General features: G+C 44.1%; 20 protein-coding genes and 1 pseudogene. 14 read left to right on the forward strand and 7 right to left on the reverse strand.

From position 1 onward, the window contains the following. The first annotated feature begins 121 nt into the window (after window positions 1–121). Both MHB46_RS22520 and MHB46_RS22525 read left to right on the forward strand, forming a co-directional pair. Entirely contained in the window at window positions 122–514 is a 393-nt protein-coding gene (locus MHB46_RS22520) for a MarR family winged helix-turn-helix transcriptional regulator (RefSeq protein ID WP_311083590.1), read from the forward strand. A 51-nt stretch (window positions 515–565) separates the two neighbouring features. Then, window positions 566–1,219, forward strand: a complete 654-nt coding sequence (locus tag MHB46_RS22525; protein ID WP_013311378.1) for a nitroreductase family protein — start codon at window positions 566–568, stop codon at window positions 1,217–1,219. Window positions 1,220–1,354: 135 nt separating this feature from the next. Here the strand turns inward: MHB46_RS22525 and MHB46_RS22530 are convergent, their stop codons facing one another. From MHB46_RS22530 to MHB46_RS22540, 3 genes are all read right to left on the reverse strand, one after another. After that, complete coding sequence (locus tag MHB46_RS22530) at window positions 1,355–2,509, reverse strand: VanZ family protein (RefSeq protein ID WP_341163479.1); 1,155 nt, start codon at window positions 2,507–2,509, stop codon at window positions 1,355–1,357. A 7-nt stretch (window positions 2,510–2,516) separates the two neighbouring features. Next, window positions 2,517–3,860 (reverse strand): amino acid permease, encoded by a 1,344-nt coding sequence (locus tag MHB46_RS22535; protein ID WP_341163480.1) that lies wholly within the window; start codon window positions 3,858–3,860, stop codon window positions 2,517–2,519. A 269-nt stretch (window positions 3,861–4,129) separates the two neighbouring features. After that, window positions 4,130–5,395 carry a VWA domain-containing protein gene (locus MHB46_RS22540; protein WP_341163481.1) on the reverse strand — a complete coding sequence of 422 codons (1,266 nt, stop codon included), beginning with the start codon at window positions 5,393–5,395 and terminating at the stop codon, window positions 4,130–4,132. 180 nt (window positions 5,396–5,575) lie between these two features. Between MHB46_RS22540 and MHB46_RS22545 the strand changes: the two genes are divergently transcribed. Continuing rightward, window positions 5,576–7,570, forward strand: coding sequence for an AraC family transcriptional regulator (locus MHB46_RS22545; RefSeq protein ID WP_341163482.1), 1,995 nt, complete (start codon window positions 5,576–5,578; stop codon window positions 7,568–7,570). A gap of 115 nt (window positions 7,571–7,685) precedes the next feature. On the opposite strand, the gene MHB46_RS22550 is transcribed toward MHB46_RS22545, so the two are convergent. Further along, on the reverse strand, window positions 7,686–8,738 hold the full coding sequence (locus tag MHB46_RS22550; protein ID WP_023989740.1) for a 2,3-butanediol dehydrogenase: 1,053 nt from the start codon (window positions 8,736–8,738) through the stop codon (window positions 7,686–7,688). 340 nt (window positions 8,739–9,078) lie between these two features. Here MHB46_RS22550 and MHB46_RS22555 point away from each other — a divergent pair, with 340 nt between their 5' ends. From MHB46_RS22555 to MHB46_RS22570, 4 genes are all read left to right on the forward strand, one after another. Continuing rightward, window positions 9,079–10,116, forward strand: coding sequence for a LacI family DNA-binding transcriptional regulator (locus MHB46_RS22555; protein ID WP_341163483.1), 1,038 nt, complete (start codon window positions 9,079–9,081; stop codon window positions 10,114–10,116). A 65-nt stretch (window positions 10,117–10,181) separates the two neighbouring features. Beyond that, a complete protein-coding gene (locus MHB46_RS22560) occupies window positions 10,182–10,832 on the forward strand; it encodes a hypothetical protein (RefSeq protein WP_341163484.1) in 651 nt (216 codons plus the stop codon). A gap of 366 nt (window positions 10,833–11,198) precedes the next feature. Beyond that, the gene (locus MHB46_RS22565; RefSeq protein WP_013311367.1) at window positions 11,199–11,477 is read left to right on the forward strand and encodes an ArsR/SmtB family transcription factor; all 279 of its coding nucleotides are present in this window, start codon (window positions 11,199–11,201) and stop codon (window positions 11,475–11,477) included. A gap of 71 nt (window positions 11,478–11,548) precedes the next feature. Further along, window positions 11,549–12,721 carry an MFS transporter gene (locus MHB46_RS22570; RefSeq protein ID WP_341163485.1) on the forward strand — a complete coding sequence of 391 codons (1,173 nt, stop codon included), beginning with the start codon at window positions 11,549–11,551 and terminating at the stop codon, window positions 12,719–12,721. Here MHB46_RS22570 and MHB46_RS22575 read toward each other — a convergent pair. Then, on the reverse strand, window positions 12,711–13,205 hold the full coding sequence (locus MHB46_RS22575; RefSeq protein WP_341163486.1) for a hypothetical protein: 495 nt from the start codon (window positions 13,203–13,205) through the stop codon (window positions 12,711–12,713). The genes MHB46_RS22570 and MHB46_RS22575 overlap by 11 nt on opposite strands. Before the next feature lie 620 nt (window positions 13,206–13,825). Between MHB46_RS22575 and MHB46_RS22580 the strand changes: the two genes are divergently transcribed. Continuing rightward, window positions 13,826–14,197 carry a hypothetical protein gene (locus MHB46_RS22580; RefSeq protein WP_061828782.1) on the forward strand — a complete coding sequence of 124 codons (372 nt, stop codon included), beginning with the start codon at window positions 13,826–13,828 and terminating at the stop codon, window positions 14,195–14,197. A gap of 227 nt (window positions 14,198–14,424) precedes the next feature. Here MHB46_RS22580 and MHB46_RS22585 read toward each other — a convergent pair whose 3' ends face one another. Continuing rightward, window positions 14,425–15,420 carry a chitosanase gene (locus MHB46_RS22585; protein WP_341163487.1) on the reverse strand — a complete coding sequence of 332 codons (996 nt, stop codon included), beginning with the start codon at window positions 15,418–15,420 and terminating at the stop codon, window positions 14,425–14,427. A 266-nt stretch (window positions 15,421–15,686) separates the two neighbouring features. On the opposite strand from MHB46_RS22585, the pseudogene MHB46_RS22590 reads away from it, so the two are divergent. The 5 genes and pseudogenes from MHB46_RS22590 (at window position 15,687) to MHB46_RS22610 (ending at window position 19,564) form a co-directional block, all read left to right on the forward strand. Next, a pseudogene (locus MHB46_RS22590) lies at window positions 15,687–16,474 on the forward strand (isocitrate lyase/PEP mutase family protein). A 37-nt stretch (window positions 16,475–16,511) separates the two neighbouring features. Further along, the gene (locus tag MHB46_RS22595; protein ID WP_341163488.1) at window positions 16,512–17,072 is read left to right on the forward strand and encodes a bifunctional transcriptional activator/DNA repair enzyme AdaA; all 561 of its coding nucleotides are present in this window, start codon (window positions 16,512–16,514) and stop codon (window positions 17,070–17,072) included. A 25-nt stretch (window positions 17,073–17,097) separates the two neighbouring features. Next, window positions 17,098–17,298, forward strand: coding sequence for a hypothetical protein (locus MHB46_RS22600; protein ID WP_341163489.1), 201 nt, complete (start codon window positions 17,098–17,100; stop codon window positions 17,296–17,298). A 20-nt stretch (window positions 17,299–17,318) separates the two neighbouring features. Further along, a complete protein-coding gene (locus tag MHB46_RS22605; RefSeq protein WP_341163490.1) occupies window positions 17,319–17,606 on the forward strand; it encodes an antitoxin Xre/MbcA/ParS toxin-binding domain-containing protein in 288 nt (95 codons plus the stop codon). A 167-nt stretch (window positions 17,607–17,773) separates the two neighbouring features. Then, window positions 17,774–19,564, forward strand: coding sequence for a stalk domain-containing protein (locus MHB46_RS22610; RefSeq protein WP_341163491.1), 1,791 nt, complete (start codon window positions 17,774–17,776; stop codon window positions 19,562–19,564). A gap of 87 nt (window positions 19,565–19,651) precedes the next feature. Here the strand turns inward: MHB46_RS22610 and MHB46_RS22615 are convergent, their stop codons facing one another. Further along, window positions 19,652–20,209: a YdhK family protein gene (locus MHB46_RS22615; RefSeq protein ID WP_165178607.1), complete on the reverse strand. Its 558-nt coding sequence runs from the start codon at window positions 20,207–20,209 to the stop codon at window positions 19,652–19,654. A gap of 290 nt (window positions 20,210–20,499) precedes the next feature. Between MHB46_RS22615 and MHB46_RS22620 the strand changes: the two genes are divergently transcribed. Further along, window positions 20,500–21,339 carry a MetQ/NlpA family ABC transporter substrate-binding protein gene (locus MHB46_RS22620; RefSeq protein ID WP_341163492.1) on the forward strand — a complete coding sequence of 280 codons (840 nt, stop codon included), beginning with the start codon at window positions 20,500–20,502 and terminating at the stop codon, window positions 21,337–21,339. Window positions 21,340–21,378 lie beyond the last annotated feature (39 nt).

The following is a 21,378-nucleotide window of genomic DNA, read 5'->3' on the forward strand; positions in this document are numbered from 1 at the left end:
TATTACTTGATAGATCAATAATTGATAGATCAAAGGTCGGATCATGAAGCCCAGCGATATGCTTAAGGGAGGAGAGATTGATATCACCCAGACACCATCCGAACCTGAGTATATTTTTGACATGCTGTTGTTGCTGAACAAGCAGATTAGCTCCAAGTTTGAGCGTTGTGCAGGAGTCAGCGCATCCAGATTGCAGTTATTGTGCAAATTGTATCAAGTGGAGGAGATTAGTCAAACTCTGCTGCAAAAAGAGGTTGGCATTGATGCTGCAGCCGTAACGCGCCATTTGAAACAACTGGAAGCGACAGAAATGGTCACACGACGCACGAAGCCAGAGGACAACAGGGTTACCTTGGTAAGCCTGACCGATTATGGGCGTGCACGCATTGTCATCTTTAAGCAGGAGCGCTCGCAGTTTGTAGCTCAGCTGCTACAGAGCTTCGACGAGACCCAACGGCACCAACTAGCTGATATGCTGCAAGTGATGAATAGTCATATATCCGATATGGACTGACAACATTTTTTTAACATTACTATACCCACAGAGGGATAAGGAGAGATTGGAATGAATAATACGAACACATCCAGTACTGTAAAAACGAATGATTTTAAAGAAATCGCCCTGGGACGTCGTTCTGTAAAAGTATACGATCCGTCCGTGAAGATCAGCCGCGAGGAAATGACAGAGATTTTGACGGAAGCTACGCGCGCACCATCTTCCATTAACCTGCAACCTTGGCGTTTCCTCGTCATTGACAGCCCAGAAGGTAAAGCCACACTAGCGCCATTGGCCCGTTTCAACCAACGTCAAGTAGAAACATCTTCGGCAGTGATCGCTGTGTTTGGAGATTTGAACAACTTTGATAATTTCGAACAAATTTTCGGAGAAGCTGTAGAACTGGGCTATATGCCAAAAGACATTAAAGAAATGCAACAGGAAAAAGTAGCAGCCCATTTTGCAGCGCTTGATCCAGTTGTGAACAAAGAAACGGTCCTGATTGACGGTGGTTTGGTATCCATGCAGCTTATGCTGGTAGCGCGCGCTCATGGTTATGACACTAACGCTATTGGTGGTTTTGAAAAGGATCAAATTGCTGAAGCCTTTGGTCTGGACAAAGATCGTTATGTCCCTGTTATGCTCATTTCCATGGGTAAAGGTATCAACGATGGTCATCCGTCCACACGATTGCCCATTGATCAAATTGCACAGTGGAAATAAGGAAAACGAACTAACATCTATACACAACATAAAAAAACAGGCGGACAAAGGAAATTCCTTTGCTTCGCCTGTTTTTTATTTGCTTGGATGCAACGTAGATCGCGGGTGCTTATCACGTTGTCAGTCTTTCGGTTATCATGTCACGGTATTTTCTCCCGACGTCTCTGCCGAATCAGCGGTGTCATTCTGAGGATGATGATAATGCTTGGGCCATATAATTTGGTGCGAAGTATGGCTAAGCTCCTCATAAAATAACGGGGCTTTCTTGATTAGACGTATGACCAGATGGAAAAAAAACCATCCATTCATCACCAACAACAAAAGGCTGATCAGAACACTTACCCATGGAGAGACTTGAGACCACAGCACGGGTCCACCCAGTACGTAATTAAGTCCAAAATACAACCAATACAAGAGACTGTAACGCTTGATGAGCCCCCACAGGGAAATCCGTTGTCCTGTCCCTATAAGATGAATACGCACCAGCCATTTCCCTGGAGTTCGTCCATTCGTTAAGTAAGGGACCACCATAAAGTAGACCCCACTGGAAACCCAGAAAGCAGCAGGAACATGCAGAGACTCCATGATGCCGAGCAGCCCGATCCATATGATAGAATCCACGAAAAAGGCTACGCCCCGTCGGGTATAGGACACTCGCTTCGTTGCCATGTCCACATGCTTGTCCAGATGTTCCAAGCGGGGCAGGAAGCGTGAAAACCATTCGCCTAATAGAAAGCCTAGCATACCGCCCAAGGTATTAGCCAATAGATCGTCCACATCGAACACGCGATACGCATGGTCAAAAAATCCATACAGTCCTGTCAGCTGCGTCACCTCAAAGAAGAGGGAGAGGATAAAGGACAGAATCAGACACCATCCCCATCGTGCACGGAAATAATAACGTAAGAACATACCGAAAGGCACGGTCATCACAACGTTAAAAACGACTTGCAGAAAAGCGCGCTCCTTCAGCAAATGAACATAGCTGGAGGGATGGGCGGGTGAGACGGATGTTTCTCTTATAATGTCATGAACGAACTGCAAGGGCATCAACTGCAACGCTCCCCCGGCTAATGCAGCATTATGACGCGATGCCGGAAGCGGGAGTATGACCAGAAAGAAGACGTTCATCAAGTATAAAAGCATCAAGTAAAGCAGCCATGCTCTAGCTTTGTGAATATAGCCATGCCTGCGATATTGCACGATTAGAAAAGGCAGTGTAAACAATAACGCAGCAAAAGGAAACGCAAGAAAGGCATACGAAACAGGAAATAGATACGATTGAATCATGTGCTGCTTACGCCTGCTTTCTCCGGAATTTCACCAAAGACCAGATGATTAGAAATGCCATGAAAGCCACGCACACGCTAATGCTGATGCGATTTTGCGGGTCAAGCAAGAATAGGAACGCAATGACCCATAGGCATCCCACTGTAACCGCCGTTACATAGGGGAATCCCCATATCTTGAAAGTAGGCTCCACTGGATAAGATTTGCGCAATTTCAATTGGGACAGACAAATGCAGCTCCAGACGAGCAACACGACGAAGCCAGGTACAGCCATCAAAATACGGAACAGCCCGTCCTGAGCGACATAAGCAACCATGGAACCGACAATCAGGACTACAGCGCACAATTTGAGACTATTTACCGGAACCCCGTTTGAAGATAAGCGGGCGAGTGATTTGGGACCTTCTCCATTGATAGCCAGCGAATGTAGCATACGTGTAGCCCCGTAAATCCCCGAATTGGCGGCAGACAGTACAGCAGTGATCAGAATAAAGTTCATGACATGAGCCGAGCCTTGAAGCCCTACAGAAGACAATACCTGTACAAACGGGCTGGTATTCGCATCCAGTTGGTTCCAGGGAATCAAGCCACAAATGATGAGAATGGGCAACGTATAGAACAAAACAACGCGAAGAATAAAGCTTTTAACCACTCTAGGCAGTACCTTTTCCGGATTTTCTGTCTCCGTCAACGTCAGTCCAATCAGCTCGGACCCGCCGTATGAAAAGGTAACGACCAGCAGCGCTGAAAAGATAGCCAACCAGCCATTGGGTAGAAATCCGCCGTGCTGCGCGTAGTTGCTTAGATAAGGTGGAGTTTCAGTGGGAATAATCCCGAACAGTATACAGCCACCCAAGGCGATGAAGATAATAATCATGGCAATCTTAATACCCGCAAGCCAAAATTCTAGCTCCCCAAAACCGCCGACACTCAGCATGTTGACGACAATAATGAAAGCTGCACTCACTAAACTGAGTACCCATAGAGGAACATCTGGCAACCAATATTGCAGGAAGCTTCCCGCAGCAATGACCTCAATGATACAGACGGCCAGCCACATGAAGCAATACAACCAGCCGATAATAAAGGACAGTCGTTCTCCAAAAGCTTTGCGAATAAAATCCTTCATATTCATGTTGGGATAGACGGTAGCCATCTCGGCAATTGCGCCCATAACGACCAAGAGCAGGAGTCCCGCGAAGACATAGGATAAAATAACTCCAGGTCCCGCCAAGCTAATCGTTTCGGTACTTCCTTTAAAAATTCCCGTTCCGATGACTCCACCCATAGCCATAAAGGTAATATGCCGTGGGAGCAGCTTTTTGTGCAAAGTTGCTTCATTTGATTTCAATATGAAATCCTCCTTCATATAGTGTATAGCTTCAGCATAGCCCAAACAGGGTTACTTCAATTAGACTTATACTACATGAAAATATCCAATTAGGAAATGAAAGAAATAGGATCTGGTAGGGAGATTGAAATCGATAAAGGACAAACTGAAGAAAACAGAGGCAGAATGCTGGCGCTGATGATTGCTCTATCTGCGGTCATTCTGCCTCTATTGCTCTGCTCGGTGGATATTTAAGTGATCATGTAGGAGTATCGCATTGCGGTGAAGGATTAGCTCCGCAATATTCCTTTAGCCCGCACTTGCTTGAGCCAACCAGGAAACTCATTCAGCAGACGGTCGTACAATTCTTCGTCTGTCACGGAGTCAATGTCATCCAAGGCAAAGAAATCTGCATTATCCACTACGCGGCCGCGCATCTTATCCAACTTTCGAAGGATTCCGTAATCGGCTTTACCAAGACCTACAAATTGCCAGAAAATCGGAGTGCTTGAGCTTTTAATCAGCAGCTGTTCTATTTTTTTCTGTTCATAAATACCTCCATCACTGAAAAAGATAATGTAGGTCGGGATTATATCGTTGGGATCTTCCTTTGTGTATTTAAGTATGATATCCTTCATGACTTCCGGCTCGTTATTGCCCCACCCCAGCTCACTATCTTCACTAGGCTCAGCATAATTCCTATGAATGTAATTCTCGAAATTCCTCTCTGTGACGCTTGGAGCACGCTTGGCTTTGTCTGCAAAAAACCATACATCCATTTCACCATTGTCATCCATACAGGCGGCTACAGCCAACACACGTTCGCAGGCTTTTTGCACCGTCCCACCCGTGTACAATTTGAACATAGAAACAGAAGCATCGAATACAACCGCTACTCGTGCTTTTTCACGGTCTATCTGCTTCTTTTGGAGTGAAATTTGTACCTTCTGTTTAAGCAGATTAATTCTTCCATTCACAGGAGAAGGCTTCTTCACGCTGGTTGTATCCGCTGACGGTGCTGCTGGCGATTCCGTCTCCTCTACGGTGACACCGTGAGCCTCGGCAAGCGGCTTTAGTCCTCCGTTGAAACCGCGTCCAACTGCGCGAAGCTTAAAGCCAGACGTATGACGATACACTTCTGCCAGTACAAGCGATGTCTCACTGGTGGCTTCGGTGATGCTGTAGGTGATATGGGATTGCTTGCCTTGAGCAGTAACTGAGCAGCCGACCACATCGGCAAAAGTACCTGGGCCGTCCAGTGTGGCCGCAAACACACATTTTTCCACCCCGGTTCGTTCCAGTTCCTGGAGCGCTACAGTAAACTCAGTGGTTCTGTCATTTGGACGCTGTAACCGTACATGGCCGTGCGGGTCAGCGGGTTGATTGTAAAAAACGAAATAGTCATCTGAGGAAACCTTTCCGTCTGCTCCTACCATAAAACAGCTAACATCCAGTTCGGCAGGTGCATGCTTCCATGTAATGGTGACCCGCACTGTATCTTCCTTACCGAATGGTGCATTAGCTCCTGTACTCAATGCAATATTGGGACCGCTCATGCTGTCAAACCCCCTATGTATTTTAAATCTTGTTTTTATACAAATTGTACCATGGAAATGGTATATTCACCTTGTTTCGCGCAGGAATATTTGTCTCATGGTAGACGCAGTAAAAGATGATATATAATGAGGTTGGTTTGGAAAAAAAGTATGATATTTATGAAGCGGAGGCTTTGATACGTGAAGCAGGATCGGCAAAAGCAGGCAGGTTCCTATATCGGGATGAGCAAGGGACATGAAGCTGATGAGTTAAACAAACTGCTGTCCCTATGGCTCCATTCGTCGATCCGTGTCATGGATGTCCGGCATATTCGACTGGAGCCAGAAGCGTTGCTTCAACCGTATCGTCTTCCAGCGCAGGCTTTTGTATTTGTATTGCAGGGTAGCGTGCGTTTGGATGGTGATTGGAAGGATACGCCACATTCAGGGTACGTACTGCATGGCAGCAAAGGCTTTGAACTGAATATGAAACCCTCGCAATGCGGGATAGAATATATCCTTGTACTATATAAAGCGACTTCTCTATCTGGACATACGGTGTATAATCATCCTTCGATAGCTCATGGTTTTATACCGCCCTATCCGGTTATACTGTATCAAAAGCTGCAACTACTGGATGATGCATGGCAGGACCAAGAGACGCTATCCAAGATTCAGGCTCAGGGTCGGTTCTATGATTTTGCATATGAATGTATACGGCAATTGCAGGAACCGGAGGCTCGAACTTCTGCACGGGATATCGTGACACAGGCGATTCGATTTATGCAGGTCCATTATGCGGAGTCCGTAACGCTGGAACGTTTGGCCGGATTGTTGGAATGCAGTCCGAGACATTTGACCCGGTTATTTAAAAAACAAACGGATTGTAGCCCGATTATGTACTTGATTCAACTGCGAATGGACAAGGCGAAGGAGCTTTTGCGGAAGACGGATGCGACTTTGCAGGATATCGCTGTCAGTGTGGGGTACCCGGATGTCTATTTCTTTAGTCGCGCATTCAAAAAATATACGGGTGTATCCCCGGTTCATTACCGGGACAGCCTATATTCATCTGCTTTTGTGAGAGATACCAGTCTGAATAATCCATTAAGCATGTCCGGATGTTCCATTGATTCGATAAGTGGCCCCCTGCATACTGTTATTGAGGATAATAATCATTATCAAAATCATGATGAAGGGATTTTACGAATGAATAGTAACGCAAAGCATTCCATGGCATTTATTTTATTGCTTAGTTTTACCCTGCTGCTCAGCGCGTGCTCAGGCACATCAAGTCCTACGGCAACCGATGGCGCTTCCCAAGGGACCAATAATACATCAGCGGAACCAACATCACAGGAAAGGGTGCTGAAGGATGCACTTGGGCATGAGGTAAAAATTCCGGCTCAGCCTCAGCGTGTGATCGCTTCTTATCTGGAGGATCATCTGGTTGCGCTGGGGGTCAAACCTGTAGCCCAATGGTCGGTAGGGAAAAATTCAGTTCAAGGTTACCTGCAAAAAGAACTGAAGGACGTTCCTACCATTGCTTCAGATCTTCCGTTTGAGGCGGTTCTGAACTTCAAACCTGATTTAATCATTATGGACAGTGCGAACATGGTGGAAGGCGACAAATATAATCAATACTCTAAGATTGCTCCAACCTACGTGGTAGGCACTAATATGAACAATGATTGGCGTCAAGAGCTGCTGACCGTGGGTGAGGTGCTGAATAAGAGCAGTGAAGCGAAGCAGGCAGTGAGCAACTACGACAAAAAAGCAGCAGAGGCTAAAGCCAAGCTGAGTCAGACGGTAGGACAAAAAACTGCGGCGGCATTGTGGGTAACGGATAAAAATGTGTATGTCGTAAACCAGAATCTATCCAGCGGTGATGTATTGTATAAGGATTTGGGATTCAAGATTCCACAAGTCGTACAGGAGATTTCCAAAACAGCTAAGGCGAACTGGAGTAATTTATCGCTGGAGAAGCTGGCCGAGCTGGATGCGGATTATATCTTTATCGTGAACAGCAAAAACGTAAGTAAAGAAGATATTGTAAAAGATCCTGTATGGGCGGGAATTCCAGCCGTTAAAGAAGGCCATGTATACGATTTTGGTAAGGATTCCAGCTGGTTGTATACAGGTACAATTGCAAACAGTCAAATGATCGACGATGTTTTGAAAAATGTAACTCAGTAATCCAAATGGTAATCAAAAAACGCTACTCATCTTGACGACAGCATGTCGCAGGAAGGAGAGCGTTTTTTTATAAAAAGATGTCTGCATAGAGCAGACATCTGGTTTGTTTTCGATATTAGGCTTGCGGAGATACCAGGATTTTAACCTGATTTTTCTCTTTCAGGAGACCTTCAAAACCTTGCTCAATCACTTCTTCGAGTTTAATACGTTTGGTAACCAGCTTGTCGGCAGGGAAATAACCTTTTTCCATCAGGCTGATAACAGCTGGGAATACATCACGGTAGCCGATAATACCAGTCAGATTGCGTTCCTTCATAACGATATTGTTAGGCTTGATCGGAGCTTCTTTTTCAAAAATGCTGACGATCATGATTTGTCCGCTAATTTTAGTGGATTCAATAGCTTGAGTCAGTACAGGAGGTACTCCAGTGACTTCATAGGCTACATCTACACCGCCGTTAGTCCGTTTGTGCAGTTCTTCCACCACATCATAAGTCTTAGGATCAAGCACAATAGCACCCAGCTCTTCAGCTTTAGCTTTGCGTTCCTCGGAAAGCTCTACTGCATAAATCTCAGATGCACCCGAAGCTTTCAACGCTTCAATAACCAGCAATCCGATAGGACCAGCGCCAAATACTACAGCTTTGTCGCCGACTTTCAGTTGGCTTTGACGAACAGCATACAAAGCAACGGCCGAAGGCTCTACCAATGCGCCTTGCTCGAAAGATACGCTTTCTGGAATTTTGTGAACCATGTGCTCGTCAGCTGCGACATATTCAGAAAATCCACCACCGCCGCCTGCCAGACCGAGGAAGCCCATTTTATCGCAAAGATTATATTTGCCTTGTTTACATGCATCACATTCTCCACATGCAAACACCGGTTCTACAACTACACGGTCGCCAACTTGAATCTTGGTTACACCTTCGCCGATTTCGACAACTTGTCCAGAGAATTCATGTCCCATTACGATCGGCGCTTTTTCGCCAGTTAATGGATGCTGAGCATCTTGGGGAATGAAGATCGGTCCTGCTACATATTCGTGAAGATCACTTCCGCAAATGCCGCACCATTCTACCTTGATTTTTACTTTTCCTGCCAGAGCAGCGGGCTGCTCAATGTTTTCCAAACGTAAGTCTTTTACTCCATGCCATCTCAATGCTTGCATGTTTGTCATCTCCTTGAAGAATATATGATCATTGCCTCTATAAAAGTGAATGAATTAGGAAACGTTTCCGAAAGATAATATGTCACAATTTTTACACATTGTCAAACCAATTTAATGCAAAAAGCACTTGATTTTTTTGTGAATATAATCACTTGTGACTACAGTGCTATATTTGGCTCCTTACTTTTATACCAAGAGATTTTGCAAATTTTTTAGGTGAAGCAAAGACAAGAAGAAAACGACTTCAATTTTTAGATACTCATTCTGTGGTATAATATCAATATTAAGACTTTATTTTAGAAAGTCAGAAAACGATTCCGTTCTTGAAAGGATTTTGGGCGTGACAGATCAAAAGAAAGTAACCATAGAGGATGTAGCCAAGCGGGCAGGAGTCGGTATTGCGACTGTCTCCAGAGCTATTAATGATAGTGAGGGCATCAGCCCGAGAACGAAAGCCTTGATTTTGCAAGTGATTGAAGAGATGGGGTTTACGCCCAACACCTCGGCTCAGAGTCTAAAGGTACGTCAGACACGCCAAATTGCGCTGGCCGTACCGGATATCCGTAACGCGATTATTCCGGAGATCGCTTGGTCCGTAGAGCAGGCTGCCAAGCAGCATGGTTACCGTGTCGTGCAAATCAATACCGCCGGGAATGCCAGAATGGAGCTTGAAACAGTTCGTGAGGTCAAGAAGCTGCATGTCGACGGGCTCATCATTATGCCGCTGGCGTATCCCAAAATGTTGGTAGATCTGATTAACAAAGCCAGCGTTCCTGTGTCCATTATTAACTATGGCAAGAAGCTGGGCGAAGATGTCAAAGCGGATATCGTCAGTCTGGCCCGACAAGAGGGAAGACTCGTGATGGAGCATTTGCTTAAAATCGGCAGAACAAGAATCGCCTATGCAGGCGCTGCGAAGGACAAAATCGAGGAGAGATATTTCGCTTATGAGCAGTCTCTCCAGCATGTTGACCCTTCACTCGTTTATTTTGGCGATGATTTTTCCTTTGAGACAGGGCTGCGTGCAGCCGATTATTTTTTCAGCCTGAAACATATGCCGGATGCTATTTATGCGGTTAATGATATGGTGGCGATAGGGATCGTCAATCGATTTAAGGATTTGGGTGTAAAGGTGCCAGATGAGGTTGCTGTAGTCGGTATTGATAACAATTTGTGGGCTATGGTAACGACCCCTCAGATCAGCTCAGTTTCCATCATGGGGGAAGAGGTGGCACGGTTGGCTGCGGAGCTGCTGCTCAAGCGGATTCAGGAACAGACACCTGGGGAGTATGAGCGTGTGCAATTCGAACCTCGTCTGATCGTGAGGGAATCGAGCGTCTCTGTGATCCGTAAGCCCACGGTAGGGCGTGATGAGTAGTAGGGTATGATTGGATTTTGGGCAATTATAACGACCATTGTTTGTTCAGACAGGAGAGTGGATTCATGTTAAAAGGTAATGGGTTTGTATCTGTAGCTTGTACTGCACTATTGCTGGCTGTAACCATAGGGTGCACTCCCCATCCAGTGGGACAGGATGCTGAAACTGCGGCGCCGTCCGGGGCAAACAATGGGGAGTCCAAGCAAACTGCAGTCAATACGCAGCATACCCAGCAAAGTAAAGAGGAGCTAGTGCTGTCCTTTTATAAGGATTCATCCCTCAGTGATGAAGCAAAAGTCCGTCATATGACGGACCATTTAGCAGGAATTCAATGGGGAAAGATGAAAAAAATCAATGAACATCAAAGCCTGGAAATTATCGAATATCTGTATAGGCAGCGCGCTTTTATTCCATCGGAAAGTTTTTCAAATGTGATCCAGGCTTCTGACGGATTGGATGGAGCTTTAAGCGAAAGCTATGCTGGTCTTATGGGAGATTTGTTTACAAGAGACAGAACTGCGATGACCCGAGCATTGGCAAATATGGACAAAACCAACCGCACACAAGGTATAGGAAGCATCGGGTATGCTCTCAGCTATAGAGAACCCAAGGAAGTCAAGAAAGAGATTCAACAATGGCAGGCAGGACAAAAGCTTACTTCGGCAGAGAAGGATGTCATTCGAGCCTTGTTGGTCAAGCTGGATAATCCGTATTGATGCTCAAATAGTGATGACCACATGATAGAGGAATATATTGAACGGCCGCGTCTCTACCGGAGGAGCGGCTGTTTTCTGCTGTTTTTTTACATTCTGCCATGTACTGTTAATGAAATTATTGTCAGACCCACGGCAAGCCCGAATTAACGCCATGGCGTCTAAGATTCCCCCTCTCTACTCAGTCATTTTTCCCTCCATCCTTTATGGATGGGGGGATTTATCGGATGAGAAAGAACATTATTCACACCACAGAGTGTAAAATAGCTGTACCTTTATAATAAACGGGTTTACTTTTACAAATGTTTGTGATAATTTTATTTCGACAAACATCGAAATTAAGACTGGAACAGAAGGGAGCCGAACAAGGTGAAAGATACAACAGAGATGCAGCAGGCTGTAAAAATATATAAAGCACTTGGAGAACCGACTCGTCTCAAAATAGCACTTCTGCTAAAAGAGGAAAGTGACCAATGCTGCTCTGTGCTGGGCGAGAAGCTGAACAGTGTAGCTATTTCAACACTATCGCACCATCTGAAGCAAATGGCAGAGTCGGGGCTGCTCACATACCGTAAAGAGGGGACGTTTATTTATTACAGCTTGGATGTGGAAGCAGCGCAGAAATATGCCCCGTTCCTAATAACATAAATTTTTTTAGTCTTAATTTCGATATTTGTAAAAATATAAAAATATCAAAAGAAAAGAGGCGTTATTTAAAAATGCAGAGCACGTGGAAAGTGTATATTTTGGCAATTGTTAGTTTTTTGGTAGGCACATCCGAGTACATTATCTCAGGCATTTTGGATCAAATTGCGACAACCATGGGGATTACGGTGTCCGCAGCGGGCCAGCTGATTACAGTCTTTTCTCTTGCATACGCGATTGGCACGCCGATTCTGATGGCAGTAACCGCTAAATGGGACAGACGCAAGCTGCTCTTGAGTTCGCTCGGATTATTTGCAGTAGCTAATGTCCTCTCCTTTATTCTGCCTGGTTTTGGAATGTTTATCGCCGCGCGTATTCTTATGGCCCTCGGGGCGGGGATGGTCGTGGTTACAGCACTGAGCATTGCAGCAAAAATTGCCCCAGCCGGCAAGCAGGCCAGTTCTATTGCTACAATCACTATGGGTTTTACAGCTTCGCTGATTATCGGGGTGCCGCTTGGGAGAATGATATCTTCTGCATATGGCTGGAAAACCGTATTTCTCGGCATCGCGTTGACAGGGATTATTGCCCTAATTGTTATATCTATGACAATTCCCCGCTTAAAAGGAGATCGACCAGTCCCCTTACTACAACAGTTTGCTCTTCTGAAAAAGCCTGAAGTTGCTTTGGGATTAGGTATTACCTTCTTTTGGCTAGGAGGTTATTCACTCGCGTATACTTACATCTCACCGTATTTGCTGAATGTATCAGGTGTAGGAGAGGATATGCTAAGCTCAGTATTGCTCGCCTTCGGAATTGCCAGTCTAATCGGATCAAAAATTGGTGGGTACAGTGCGGATAAAAAGGGTATACCCTTTACATTATTAGGGGGCATGGTGTTGCACGGTATTTCCTTACTCTTACTTCCTTTTGCCGCTCATTCCCTGATCGCAGTATTTGCTTTATTGATCCTTTGGTCGTTCGCAGCCTGGACAACTGGACCTACTCAACAATATAATCTGGTCACACTTGTGCCTGAATCTTCCGGTGTGATGCTGAGTCTCAATCAGTCTACGATGCAGCTTGCTATGGCAGCCGGAGCCGGAATCGGCGGTGTAGTTGTTGGTCAGGTTTCGCTGGCTTCCATCACTTGGTTTGGAGCAGCAGGTGTCGTCATCGCCATTGTAGCTGTATATTTACTTTCACGAAGATCCTCAGTTCACACGGGATTGGGTGTTACGGAGTAAAGTGCATAGATAAGTGAAGAGGAGGCCCAGCGATGGATAACATTGCGGGCCTTGTTTGATTTGAATGAGCAATATTAGCCATGGATACGGGCATGTTATTTACTATCCAAAGGTACAAATTTCCTGTCCTGATGGTCTTCTCCGCAACTGATATTTGACTAACCGGATCAATAGAACTACCAAAAGCCTCTTCTGAAAAACCAGCTAGAAACTGGGCAACTAATTGTACATCCTCTGTGATGGATTGTCGGATCATTCCCTCAACGCCCGAGGGCTTTTTATATTTAGGACAGAAATAAGATTCCATAACCATGTGGGTATGTACCTGAGCAGCATGACGCTGTGCGTAAGCTTTTGCGAACTTCTCGACTGTTTTGGCATCACCACATACACCTGATAGTGTGGTTCCTTTTAAATAACGTAAGAGTTCTTCTATATAGGTCAACTTATGATTATCTGTGATTTGTTGTGAGATCCATACCAAGCCTTATGTCCGGGGGATTGAGCAAAGATCATATTTTTATCAGACGTTTTGAGGCATGTTGACCCTTCTGACTCACAAATTCGATGGATCAAATTGTATCGAACTTCATCAGCCAAAAATTGATTTTGATTTAATATATCGTCGTTTGGGACTAGTAGCTCAATCATGACTCGGCCTCCTAAAAATGAGCTATGACCTAAGCACTTTTAAAGTGCTATGAAAAGTAAGATGCTATGAAGATCCAGTTGTTATATCTACTAGGATTTAAACTTCCGCGCTATAAGCTTCTTATTTTTTTGTCGCCAAATCCATCTTTCGATAAAGTTTTTTTCTTTTCTTTCCTGAAGTGTTTCCTTCATACCCTTAATAAGAAATTCGGATCTTCGCTTGTCGTTTCTGCTAATTTCACGTAGTTCCTCAATAAATTTATCGTCCATGTCCGCATCTCCGTTAGTTCAGGATTTTCCAAATTGCTAAGCTAGATTATACAGAACATATGTTCCTTTTTCAAGTCTACATCTGCTCTATTCAATCACATAACTATTTTTAGATGGATGCTGCGAGGCCCGCGCCAATCGGATGGTGAAGCATAAGATAAAGTTGAAAGGAGGAATTACAACATGGACAACAAAGCATATGTATCTCAAACGTATCCACGTCTTACAGTCTACAACGAAGAAAATTTTCGGGGTTCCAGGAGAGTATTCAGAGGAAACCTAGGCATTCGTAATACCGATAACATTCTCGACGGCATCGAAAGTCTGCGTTTCTTTTCTACCAGCAGCAATGCTACACTTGTACTCTTTACTGGCACGCGGTTTAGAGGTAACTTCCGTGTGTTTAGAGGCAATCGCAACATCGCCGACCTGGATGATCTGATTCGCGGGAATGATGTGGAATCTATTATCTCTACCAATCAACGTTTGACGTTGCAGCAAATCCGTAATATCCGCAGTAGCGGTAGACTGCCATCTGGCTATCGAATCATCTAACAGCCTTATTTCGACTTCATAAACCATTTTACAAGACTGTTTCAGGAGCTTGCAACTTTCGGGCTTCTGGGACAGTCTCTCTATTTGTACACGCGACCTACATACTCGAATGATGAGAGGAACTGTATGGGAGAATGGGATGTTGTTAGCAGTCATCGAACTCAATGTTCATGAAAAATAGATAAAGGAGGACATACGATATGCCCTCCTAATGACGTATATTATATTTACTTCAGTTCCCAATTCGTTGCTTTGATCACAGCTGCATCTGCGTTCTTAAGATCTGTTTCGCCAGAAGCTAAGAGAGAGCTCCATTGCTTCACACGATTCTTACCATTGGGAGGTTGGTTATAATCATTGGTATCGACAACCAATGTACGCTTAGCATAGAAGCTAGTCATGAACTTCTTCTCATTCGTACTACTGCCTGAGCGTGAGAGGATTCCTTCAAGACTACCTGAATCACCAGTAGCGCCTTGATTGAGTGCTGTGTCGACAAATGATCCAATCGTCAGAGCAGTATTAAATCCGCGTTTCTGTGCTTGCTGTACACTGTATTCGATATAGGTGTCATAGAACGTACGCCACATGGCTTCTCTCCAAGCTTCATTGTTTTGGAGAGCGTTGATCTTCTTCTTGATTACACTATCGCTATCGCTGAGTTTTAGAATCGAACCACTCATTTTCCCCTTCAGACCAGCACGTGTTAATCCACCTGCAATGGAAGGGTTACTAGCTCCACTAGCAGCATCAAAAGCTTTGAATAAGTCCGGACCATCGGGTCCTGTATCATTTGAACCGCCTGTTGTTGCTCCAAAGATACCGATTGTGTATCCGCGATTATCGCCGATATCTTCAGCATAGCCATAGAATTCAGTCCATTTCAAAGAATCTTGCTCTGGTTTGTTCACTAGCTTCATAATATTATCCCATTGCTCACCGTCGAGTCCTGTATTAGCCTTCAGAAACTGAAGTGTTGAAGGTGAGAAATTAGCATCATGATCAATAGCTGTAACCGTTGCTTGGCTAGTAGCTTCTTCGCTGGTGAGGGATAATGGCTCTATACTAGCTTCATTTGAGCCCTCATTTAAATCGATCGTTTTCTGCACCGGAGTTCCATTCTCTTCAGCAAAAGCCTTGCTAGGTGAAGGGCCGGCCAAGCTAGAGAAAGAAGCGATTACAGTAAAGCTTAGTAAGATCATAAGGAACTTTGTTTTATACATATAACTCCTCCTATAATAATGTAATTGTGAAAGACTAAAAGCGTAGATTTGCATCTAACTCGAATTGATTTAGCAAGAGTATAGATAAGAAGCATAGGATTGAATAGAGCTTAAATAACCGTTTTTTTCAAAAATTATGATTTAAATGTGAATAAATGGACCTAGTTGTTCCTAGATTCCTACAGACCATAAGTGCAAGAATGAGGACGAAACAAATATAGCCTCTTGATAAAATGAGTTACATCACATATCAGGAGGCTAAATTTATGAACAAAATTCATCAGTTTCATGCACTTCACACATCAGAGGAACTTTTATTTTTAGGGAACGCCTGGGATATGCTATCTGCGGTGGCTCTGGAGAAGGCAGGATTTAAGGCGATAGGTACGACGAGCTGGGGAATTGCCAATACGCTTGGATTCTCAGATGGAGAGCTTATTGATTTTGACCAGCATGTAAGCATTATTCGGACGATTGCAGAGCATGTTCAGATTCCAGTGTCGGCAGATATTGAAGCAGGATATGGGGAGGATACGGCAACGATTGTTGAGCATGTTTTAAGGGTAGCCGATGTGGGAGTTGCAGGGATTAATATTGAGGATTCTTTGAAAACGCAAAAGGGACTTCGAGAAGTGGGCCTGCACAGTAACCTGTTGTCCAAAATAAGAACAGCATTGGATGGGCGTGGTTTCAAAAGTTTTTTATAAACGCAAGAACGGATACATATTTGCAGATGGATGCCCCACTTTCAGAGACCATAGAGCGGGCCAAAGCGTATGTGGATAGTGGTGCGAGCGGAATTTTTGTTCCAGGATTAAAGAGTGATGAAGAGATCAGGGAAGTTGTGTTTCATGTACATGCTCCGCTTAATGTTTTATCCCTGCCGGGTCTGACGAATGTCCACCAGCTTCAGCAGTTAGGTGTTAAACGGTTTAGCTTTGGAAATGCATTTTCTGATAAGATAATAGTTGCTTTGCAAAAGAATGCCGAACAGTTGATAGAGCTACAAGATACATCACATTTATATCAGGATTTTGCAAAATCCTTGAGCTAGATGAATATGAACTATAGAAAGGACAGAGCATTCGATCATGGCTAACCTTAGTCTTTCTTTTGAAGAAATGTGGGAGAAAATTATAGCATGTGATCGTAAGTATGACGGGTTGTTTTTTACCGCTGTGAAAACAACTCGCATATACTGCCGACCTTCCTGTCGATCCAAAAAGCCGAAAAAAATAAATGTGGAGTTTTACTTTGATTTGGACAAAGTGGAAAAGGCGGGTTTTCGTGCTTGCAAAAGATGCCAGCCCCATACAGACCATTCGCCGTATATCAGACTTGTGCAGAATGTAGTAACCTTCTTGGTCAATCATTACAAGGAAAAAATTGTATTGCAGGATATTGCGGATCATATCGGAATAAGCTCCTTTTACTTGGATCGGATCTTTAAACAGGAAACCGCCGAAACCCCGCGTACGTATTTGGAAAAAATAAGAGTAGATAAGGCAGCCTATCTTCTTAAAAGTACAAATCTTACGAATCTTGAGATTTGCTATGAGACGGGCTTCCAAAGTCCCTCCCATTTCTATAAGGCGTTTCGCAGCTTGAACCATTGTTCTCCTAGTGAGTATAGAAAGTTGAATAAGGAATAGATAAGGAAGGAGGTTGTATCCTTTTATGAGTGAACTTTACGTATTGAAGTATGTATCGCCGATTGGAGAGATAGAGATACAGGGCACAAATGAGGCTGTCTATTCTATTATGTTCTCTAATCGGAATGAGCTCTTAACGAGGGCTATAGAAGAGGTTCCAATCCAAGTAATGCAGGGGGCCAATGGAGAAAAGAATGGTTGCTCCAGCATGAGAAGCGTTGTCTGAGGCCCTAGGAGGGTTCGTAGATGAGAGACATTTATTTGAAAGAGTTTAAGCTGGAGAGCTGGGCCAACATGGTTCAGCTCTATCAGGAGCGGTATGATCAGGTAGATCCGGCTATAAGAGTAAAAGTGGCTGAAAGTAAAATTCCAAAGGAGATTCAGATCGTGCTGCTGCCCGATATGGGGGAATATTTGCTGACTTGGATGGATCGAAAAGTCCCCGCACTCGGCAACGAAACACCGTCGGATTATTTGAAAAGCGAAGAAGGGACTAAAGCACTGAAGGCGGCCATATTATGTATGCCACGTTGAAGAAGCGGGCTAAGGAGATACATATGAACATTGAACAGATGAACAGAGCGCGAATGATGGAAAAAGTGAGTTCGCATATCCATAACTGTAATCAGATGGCATGAACTTCATCTAACCCTATGCTATGATTTACCGACAAGACTATAGATTCAAAAGGGGAAATAAGAATGAAGCTCAAAAGAATGATGTTCCTACTTTCGTTTTTAACGATACTCGTAGGGTTGTTCACTTTGTGTACAGAAAGTGTTCATGCTGCCAATTCGACAGTATTCAGAGATGGAGATAAGCTTAAGCTTACCCTTGATGATGGGAATGGAGTAAACAGAGTGTTTAAATTCGATCTCCCGTTTACGATTAAGCCTGATACGCCAATTCGTCTGTATAGCAACTATATTGAAATTCCTTCTGGTGACTTTACGATTGATTATGCCAACTCTACAATTACGATTGCGGATTCACGACCAGCACCTTATCCAGGATCAGAAAATCATATAGAACTTCCTATAACTGTGAAAGGGGCTGTGCAGTCAGTCGATGAATCTAAAGTAACTCCACTTGCGGAGGAGCCGAAAGTCATTGAACCTCAAGTAACCCAGCCTGTCGTGGAGCCTAAAGTGGACCAAGCTGTTGATGAGTCACCGGAAATCCCTTTGACTATCCCGTCTGGAGAAAATTTTCCGGGTACATTTACGATCAACTCTTCAGGTACGTCATTTTCGGTTCGTTTGAAAATAAAAAATATTCAACCCACGTACACTTCATACGTTATGGTCAAAAATGCAGATGCTCAATTAATTAAACGGATTCAGTTCGATCCGGAAACAACGTTTACCTACCCTTTGAGTAACCTGAATTTATCTACGGGTGGATACTACTTTTATATCAAAATGATCGACCAGTCGGGAAATTCGGCAGCGTCTGTACCCCAATTTGTTCCCATAAATAATAACAAGGCTCAGAAGGTTGAGGTGTTTATAGACGGGAAACTGCAACAATATGAGCAGCCTGCGACCTCTATTAGCGGAAGTATGCTGGTGCCATTTCGTGCCGTTTTTGAGGCGCTTGGGGCGAAAGTGAAATGGGATGGAGCTACCAAGACTGTTACTGCAACCAAAGGAAATACAACGATCAAGTTAACTGTAGGCTCCAGAGATGCCTATATCAACGGTAAATTAGTGCGTCTCAATGCGGCGCCGAGGCTCATTAACGGCAAAGTAATGGTTCCTATTCGCTTTGTAAGTGAGGCGCTAGGTGCGAAGGTAAAGTGGAATATTGCAGCTCAGAGCGTTGTGATTTTTCTTGCTCCACCGCAGGTTTTGACAACCAGCGAAAGTGAACAATTAATGGAGGAAAATGAAGATGCTTCCGAATCACAATCCAATCCAACGATTCTGAAAAAGATATCCACCACCTTCTCCAAATCTACGGATATTGTGTTCGTCATAGATGTTACGAGTAGTATGACAGGGACGCTGGATTATGTGAGACAGAAGGTGAAAGGCTTTGTTGATTCCGTTCCAGCAGGTTCCCAATTTGCTGTCGTTGCATTTCGGGATATCAATCTGAAGGCAGATAAAGATTTAGAATTTTTGGAGTTTACGACCGATAAAAACAAGTTAAAAGGTAATTTGAATATGCTGCGCCCTTCCGCTGGTGGGGATTTGAAGGAATCGGGATTAGAGGCTATTCAGTTAGCTATAAGTAAATTCCCCAAAAATTCTAATTCCAAAACGATCATATTCATTACAGATGCCCCAGTTCATGATAAGAATACAGATCTGGGTAAAGCACGTTTTTCAGTAGATGAAATCAACGAGCAATTACAGAAAAATGGCGTTATTTTTAATGCAATCGTGCCTGCAAATGGACCAGCCAACAAACAAATGAAAAAGCTTGTAGATACCAACAAAGGGGCTTTGCATGATATCAAGGATGCCAAGCTGAATTTAGCGAAGTAGGTTTGTCTAAACCCAAATAAAGCCGTATAAAGGGAGCCGATGTAAGGCTCCCTTTTGCTATCACAAGCGACCTGTGATAAAAGAGTTCTAATGGGCTGAAAGCTCACTCTCCGTCACCCATTTATGATTTTTGACAGGCTCCCCTCCTGTAGTCGGCGTATAATCTACCATATATACGGTCGTTGGTTCTGCGGAGTCAATGGTAGCCTTAGCCCCATCCATCCCTTTCATATGATCTGCTGTAAGGATAACCTCCGTTCCGGGTGCATAGGGCTCGCTGCCTGCATCTTTAATCTCTTCATGAATAACCCACTTATGATTATTCACTTTTTCTTCTCCAGTGGTTGGAGTATATGAGACCGTATAAGCAGTAGTCGTATAAGCACCAACAATCGTGGCAGTGGCCCCATTCATGCCTGCCATATGGTCAGCCCGAATAGTCGCTTGGCTACCAACTTTGAAGGCTGGATTTTCAGCTTCTTTTAGTCCGGTAGGAAGCTCACTGGAAGTGGAATGGTTCATATCCGATGTGTCGTGCTGTTGACTGCTGTTTGTCGTGTGCTCCTGGTTCGGCGTGTTACTGTTTCCGCACCCACTCAAAATAATCATGATTGTACCAGCGAGCAAAGCCCATTGCATTCTCATATTTACAGCTCCTTTAGGGTTTTAATTATATATTTTAAATGTACCCCTATGGGGTATGTTTAAAACGGAAGTATATGACAAACGTGTGAAGTGTTTTGCTTTCAAGGGGATCTCCTGTTGTGCCCGCTTTTTTGCTATGCAGAAGATGCGTAATTAAATGTTGTTGACAGTGAATAAAAAATCATTGTAATATCTATAAAACGCATCAAGTTACTTGGTATTTTGAGTGGCTGTAAACATTCTAACTCACCAAAAGTAGATGATATCAAGGAGCAGGGGGAGACATCAAAATGAAGAAACCATGGATTTCATTTATATTGCTGCTAGGAGCAGTCGTGCTTTTTATTTCAGGCTGCGGCAGCAAGAATACGTCGGGCAACGCTACGGGTGAAGAAAAGAAAACACTGCATATCAGCTTTAATCCCGGTCCATATAGCGATCAGTTTAAGAATGGTGTGGCTCCATATTTGGAGAAGAAAGGCTATACGATTACATATAAAGAGTTTACAGACGGTGTTCAGCCCAATGTAGCCGTGGCTAAGGGGGATATTGATGCTAATGTGTTCCAGCACTCGCTCTACCTGGATTCTATGAATAAGCGGGAGAATATTGATCTGATTGGTGCTGTGCAGGTCCCGACTCCTCCAATGGGATTGTACTCCAGCAAGCATACCAGCCTTGACGAAATCAGTGAGGGAGCCCAAATCAACCTGCCCAACGAGCCAGTCAATATGCTGCGTGCGCTGAATATTTTGAAGGAAGTAGGCTGGATTACGTTAAAGGACAATATTGATCCACTGCAAACCTCGGTGAACGACATCACCTCTAATCCGCATCATCTGCAATTTGTTGCTACCGACCCGGCACAGGGGCCACGTGCACTGGAGGATGTTGATTTTGCGGCTATACAAGGGAACTTTGCTGTATCGAATGGAATAAAGCTGACCTCGGCATTAAAGCTTGAAAATATGACAGATCCGTTCACGAACGTGGTCGCTGTGGACAGCAAGAACAAGGATAAGCCCTTCGTCAAAGACATTATTGAAGGATATCATTCAGATGAATTCCAAAAGTACATCCAATCGAATCCTGATTATGAAGGCTACAAGCTGCCAAGCTATTTCAAATAGTATAGGGTATTATCTTCTGCGGGCTGACGTTGTCAGCCT

The sequence above is a fragment of the Paenibacillus sp. FSL H7-0703 genome (assembly GCF_038003485.1).
GTDB lineage: Bacteria > Bacillota > Bacilli > Paenibacillales > Paenibacillaceae > Paenibacillus > Paenibacillus polymyxa_B.

What these genes read in the sequence shown, in the direction of transcription:
- MHB46_RS22595 (WP_341163488.1), top strand. Translation starts at nt 16,512, where the DNA reads ATGGCTAACCTTAGTCTTTCTTTTGAAGAAATGTGGGAGAAAATTATA.
- MHB46_RS22605 (WP_341163490.1), top strand. Translation starts at nt 17,319, where the DNA reads ATGAGAGACATTTATTTGAAAGAGTTTAAGCTGGAGAGCTGGGCCAAC.
- MHB46_RS22615 (WP_165178607.1), bottom strand. Translation starts at nt 20,209, where the DNA reads ATGAGAATGCAATGGGCTTTGCTCGCTGGTACAATCATGATTATTTTG.
- MHB46_RS22520 (WP_311083590.1), top strand. Translation starts at nt 122, where the DNA reads ATGCTGTTGTTGCTGAACAAGCAGATTAGCTCCAAGTTTGAGCGTTGT.
- MHB46_RS22610 (WP_341163491.1), top strand. Translation starts at nt 17,774, where the DNA reads ATGAAGCTCAAAAGAATGATGTTCCTACTTTCGTTTTTAACGATACTC.
- MHB46_RS22525 (WP_013311378.1), top strand. Translation starts at nt 566, where the DNA reads ATGAATAATACGAACACATCCAGTACTGTAAAAACGAATGATTTTAAA.
- MHB46_RS22570 (WP_341163485.1), top strand. Translation starts at nt 11,549, where the DNA reads ATGCAGAGCACGTGGAAAGTGTATATTTTGGCAATTGTTAGTTTTTTG.
- MHB46_RS22560 (WP_341163484.1), top strand. Translation starts at nt 10,182, where the DNA reads ATGTTAAAAGGTAATGGGTTTGTATCTGTAGCTTGTACTGCACTATTG.
- MHB46_RS22620 (WP_341163492.1), top strand. Translation starts at nt 20,500, where the DNA reads ATGAAGAAACCATGGATTTCATTTATATTGCTGCTAGGAGCAGTCGTG.
- MHB46_RS22550 (WP_023989740.1), bottom strand. Translation starts at nt 8,738, where the DNA reads ATGCAAGCATTGAGATGGCATGGAGTAAAAGACTTACGTTTGGAAAAC.
- MHB46_RS22530 (WP_341163479.1), bottom strand. Translation starts at nt 2,509, where the DNA reads ATGATTCAATCGTATCTATTTCCTGTTTCGTATGCCTTTCTTGCGTTT.
- MHB46_RS22580 (WP_061828782.1), top strand. Translation starts at nt 13,826, where the DNA reads ATGGACAACAAAGCATATGTATCTCAAACGTATCCACGTCTTACAGTC.
- MHB46_RS22600 (WP_341163489.1), top strand. Translation starts at nt 17,098, where the DNA reads ATGAGTGAACTTTACGTATTGAAGTATGTATCGCCGATTGGAGAGATA.
- MHB46_RS22585 (WP_341163487.1), bottom strand. Translation starts at nt 15,420, where the DNA reads ATGTATAAAACAAAGTTCCTTATGATCTTACTAAGCTTTACTGTAATC.
- MHB46_RS22540 (WP_341163481.1), bottom strand. Translation starts at nt 5,395, where the DNA reads ATGAGCGGTCCCAATATTGCATTGAGTACAGGAGCTAATGCACCATTC.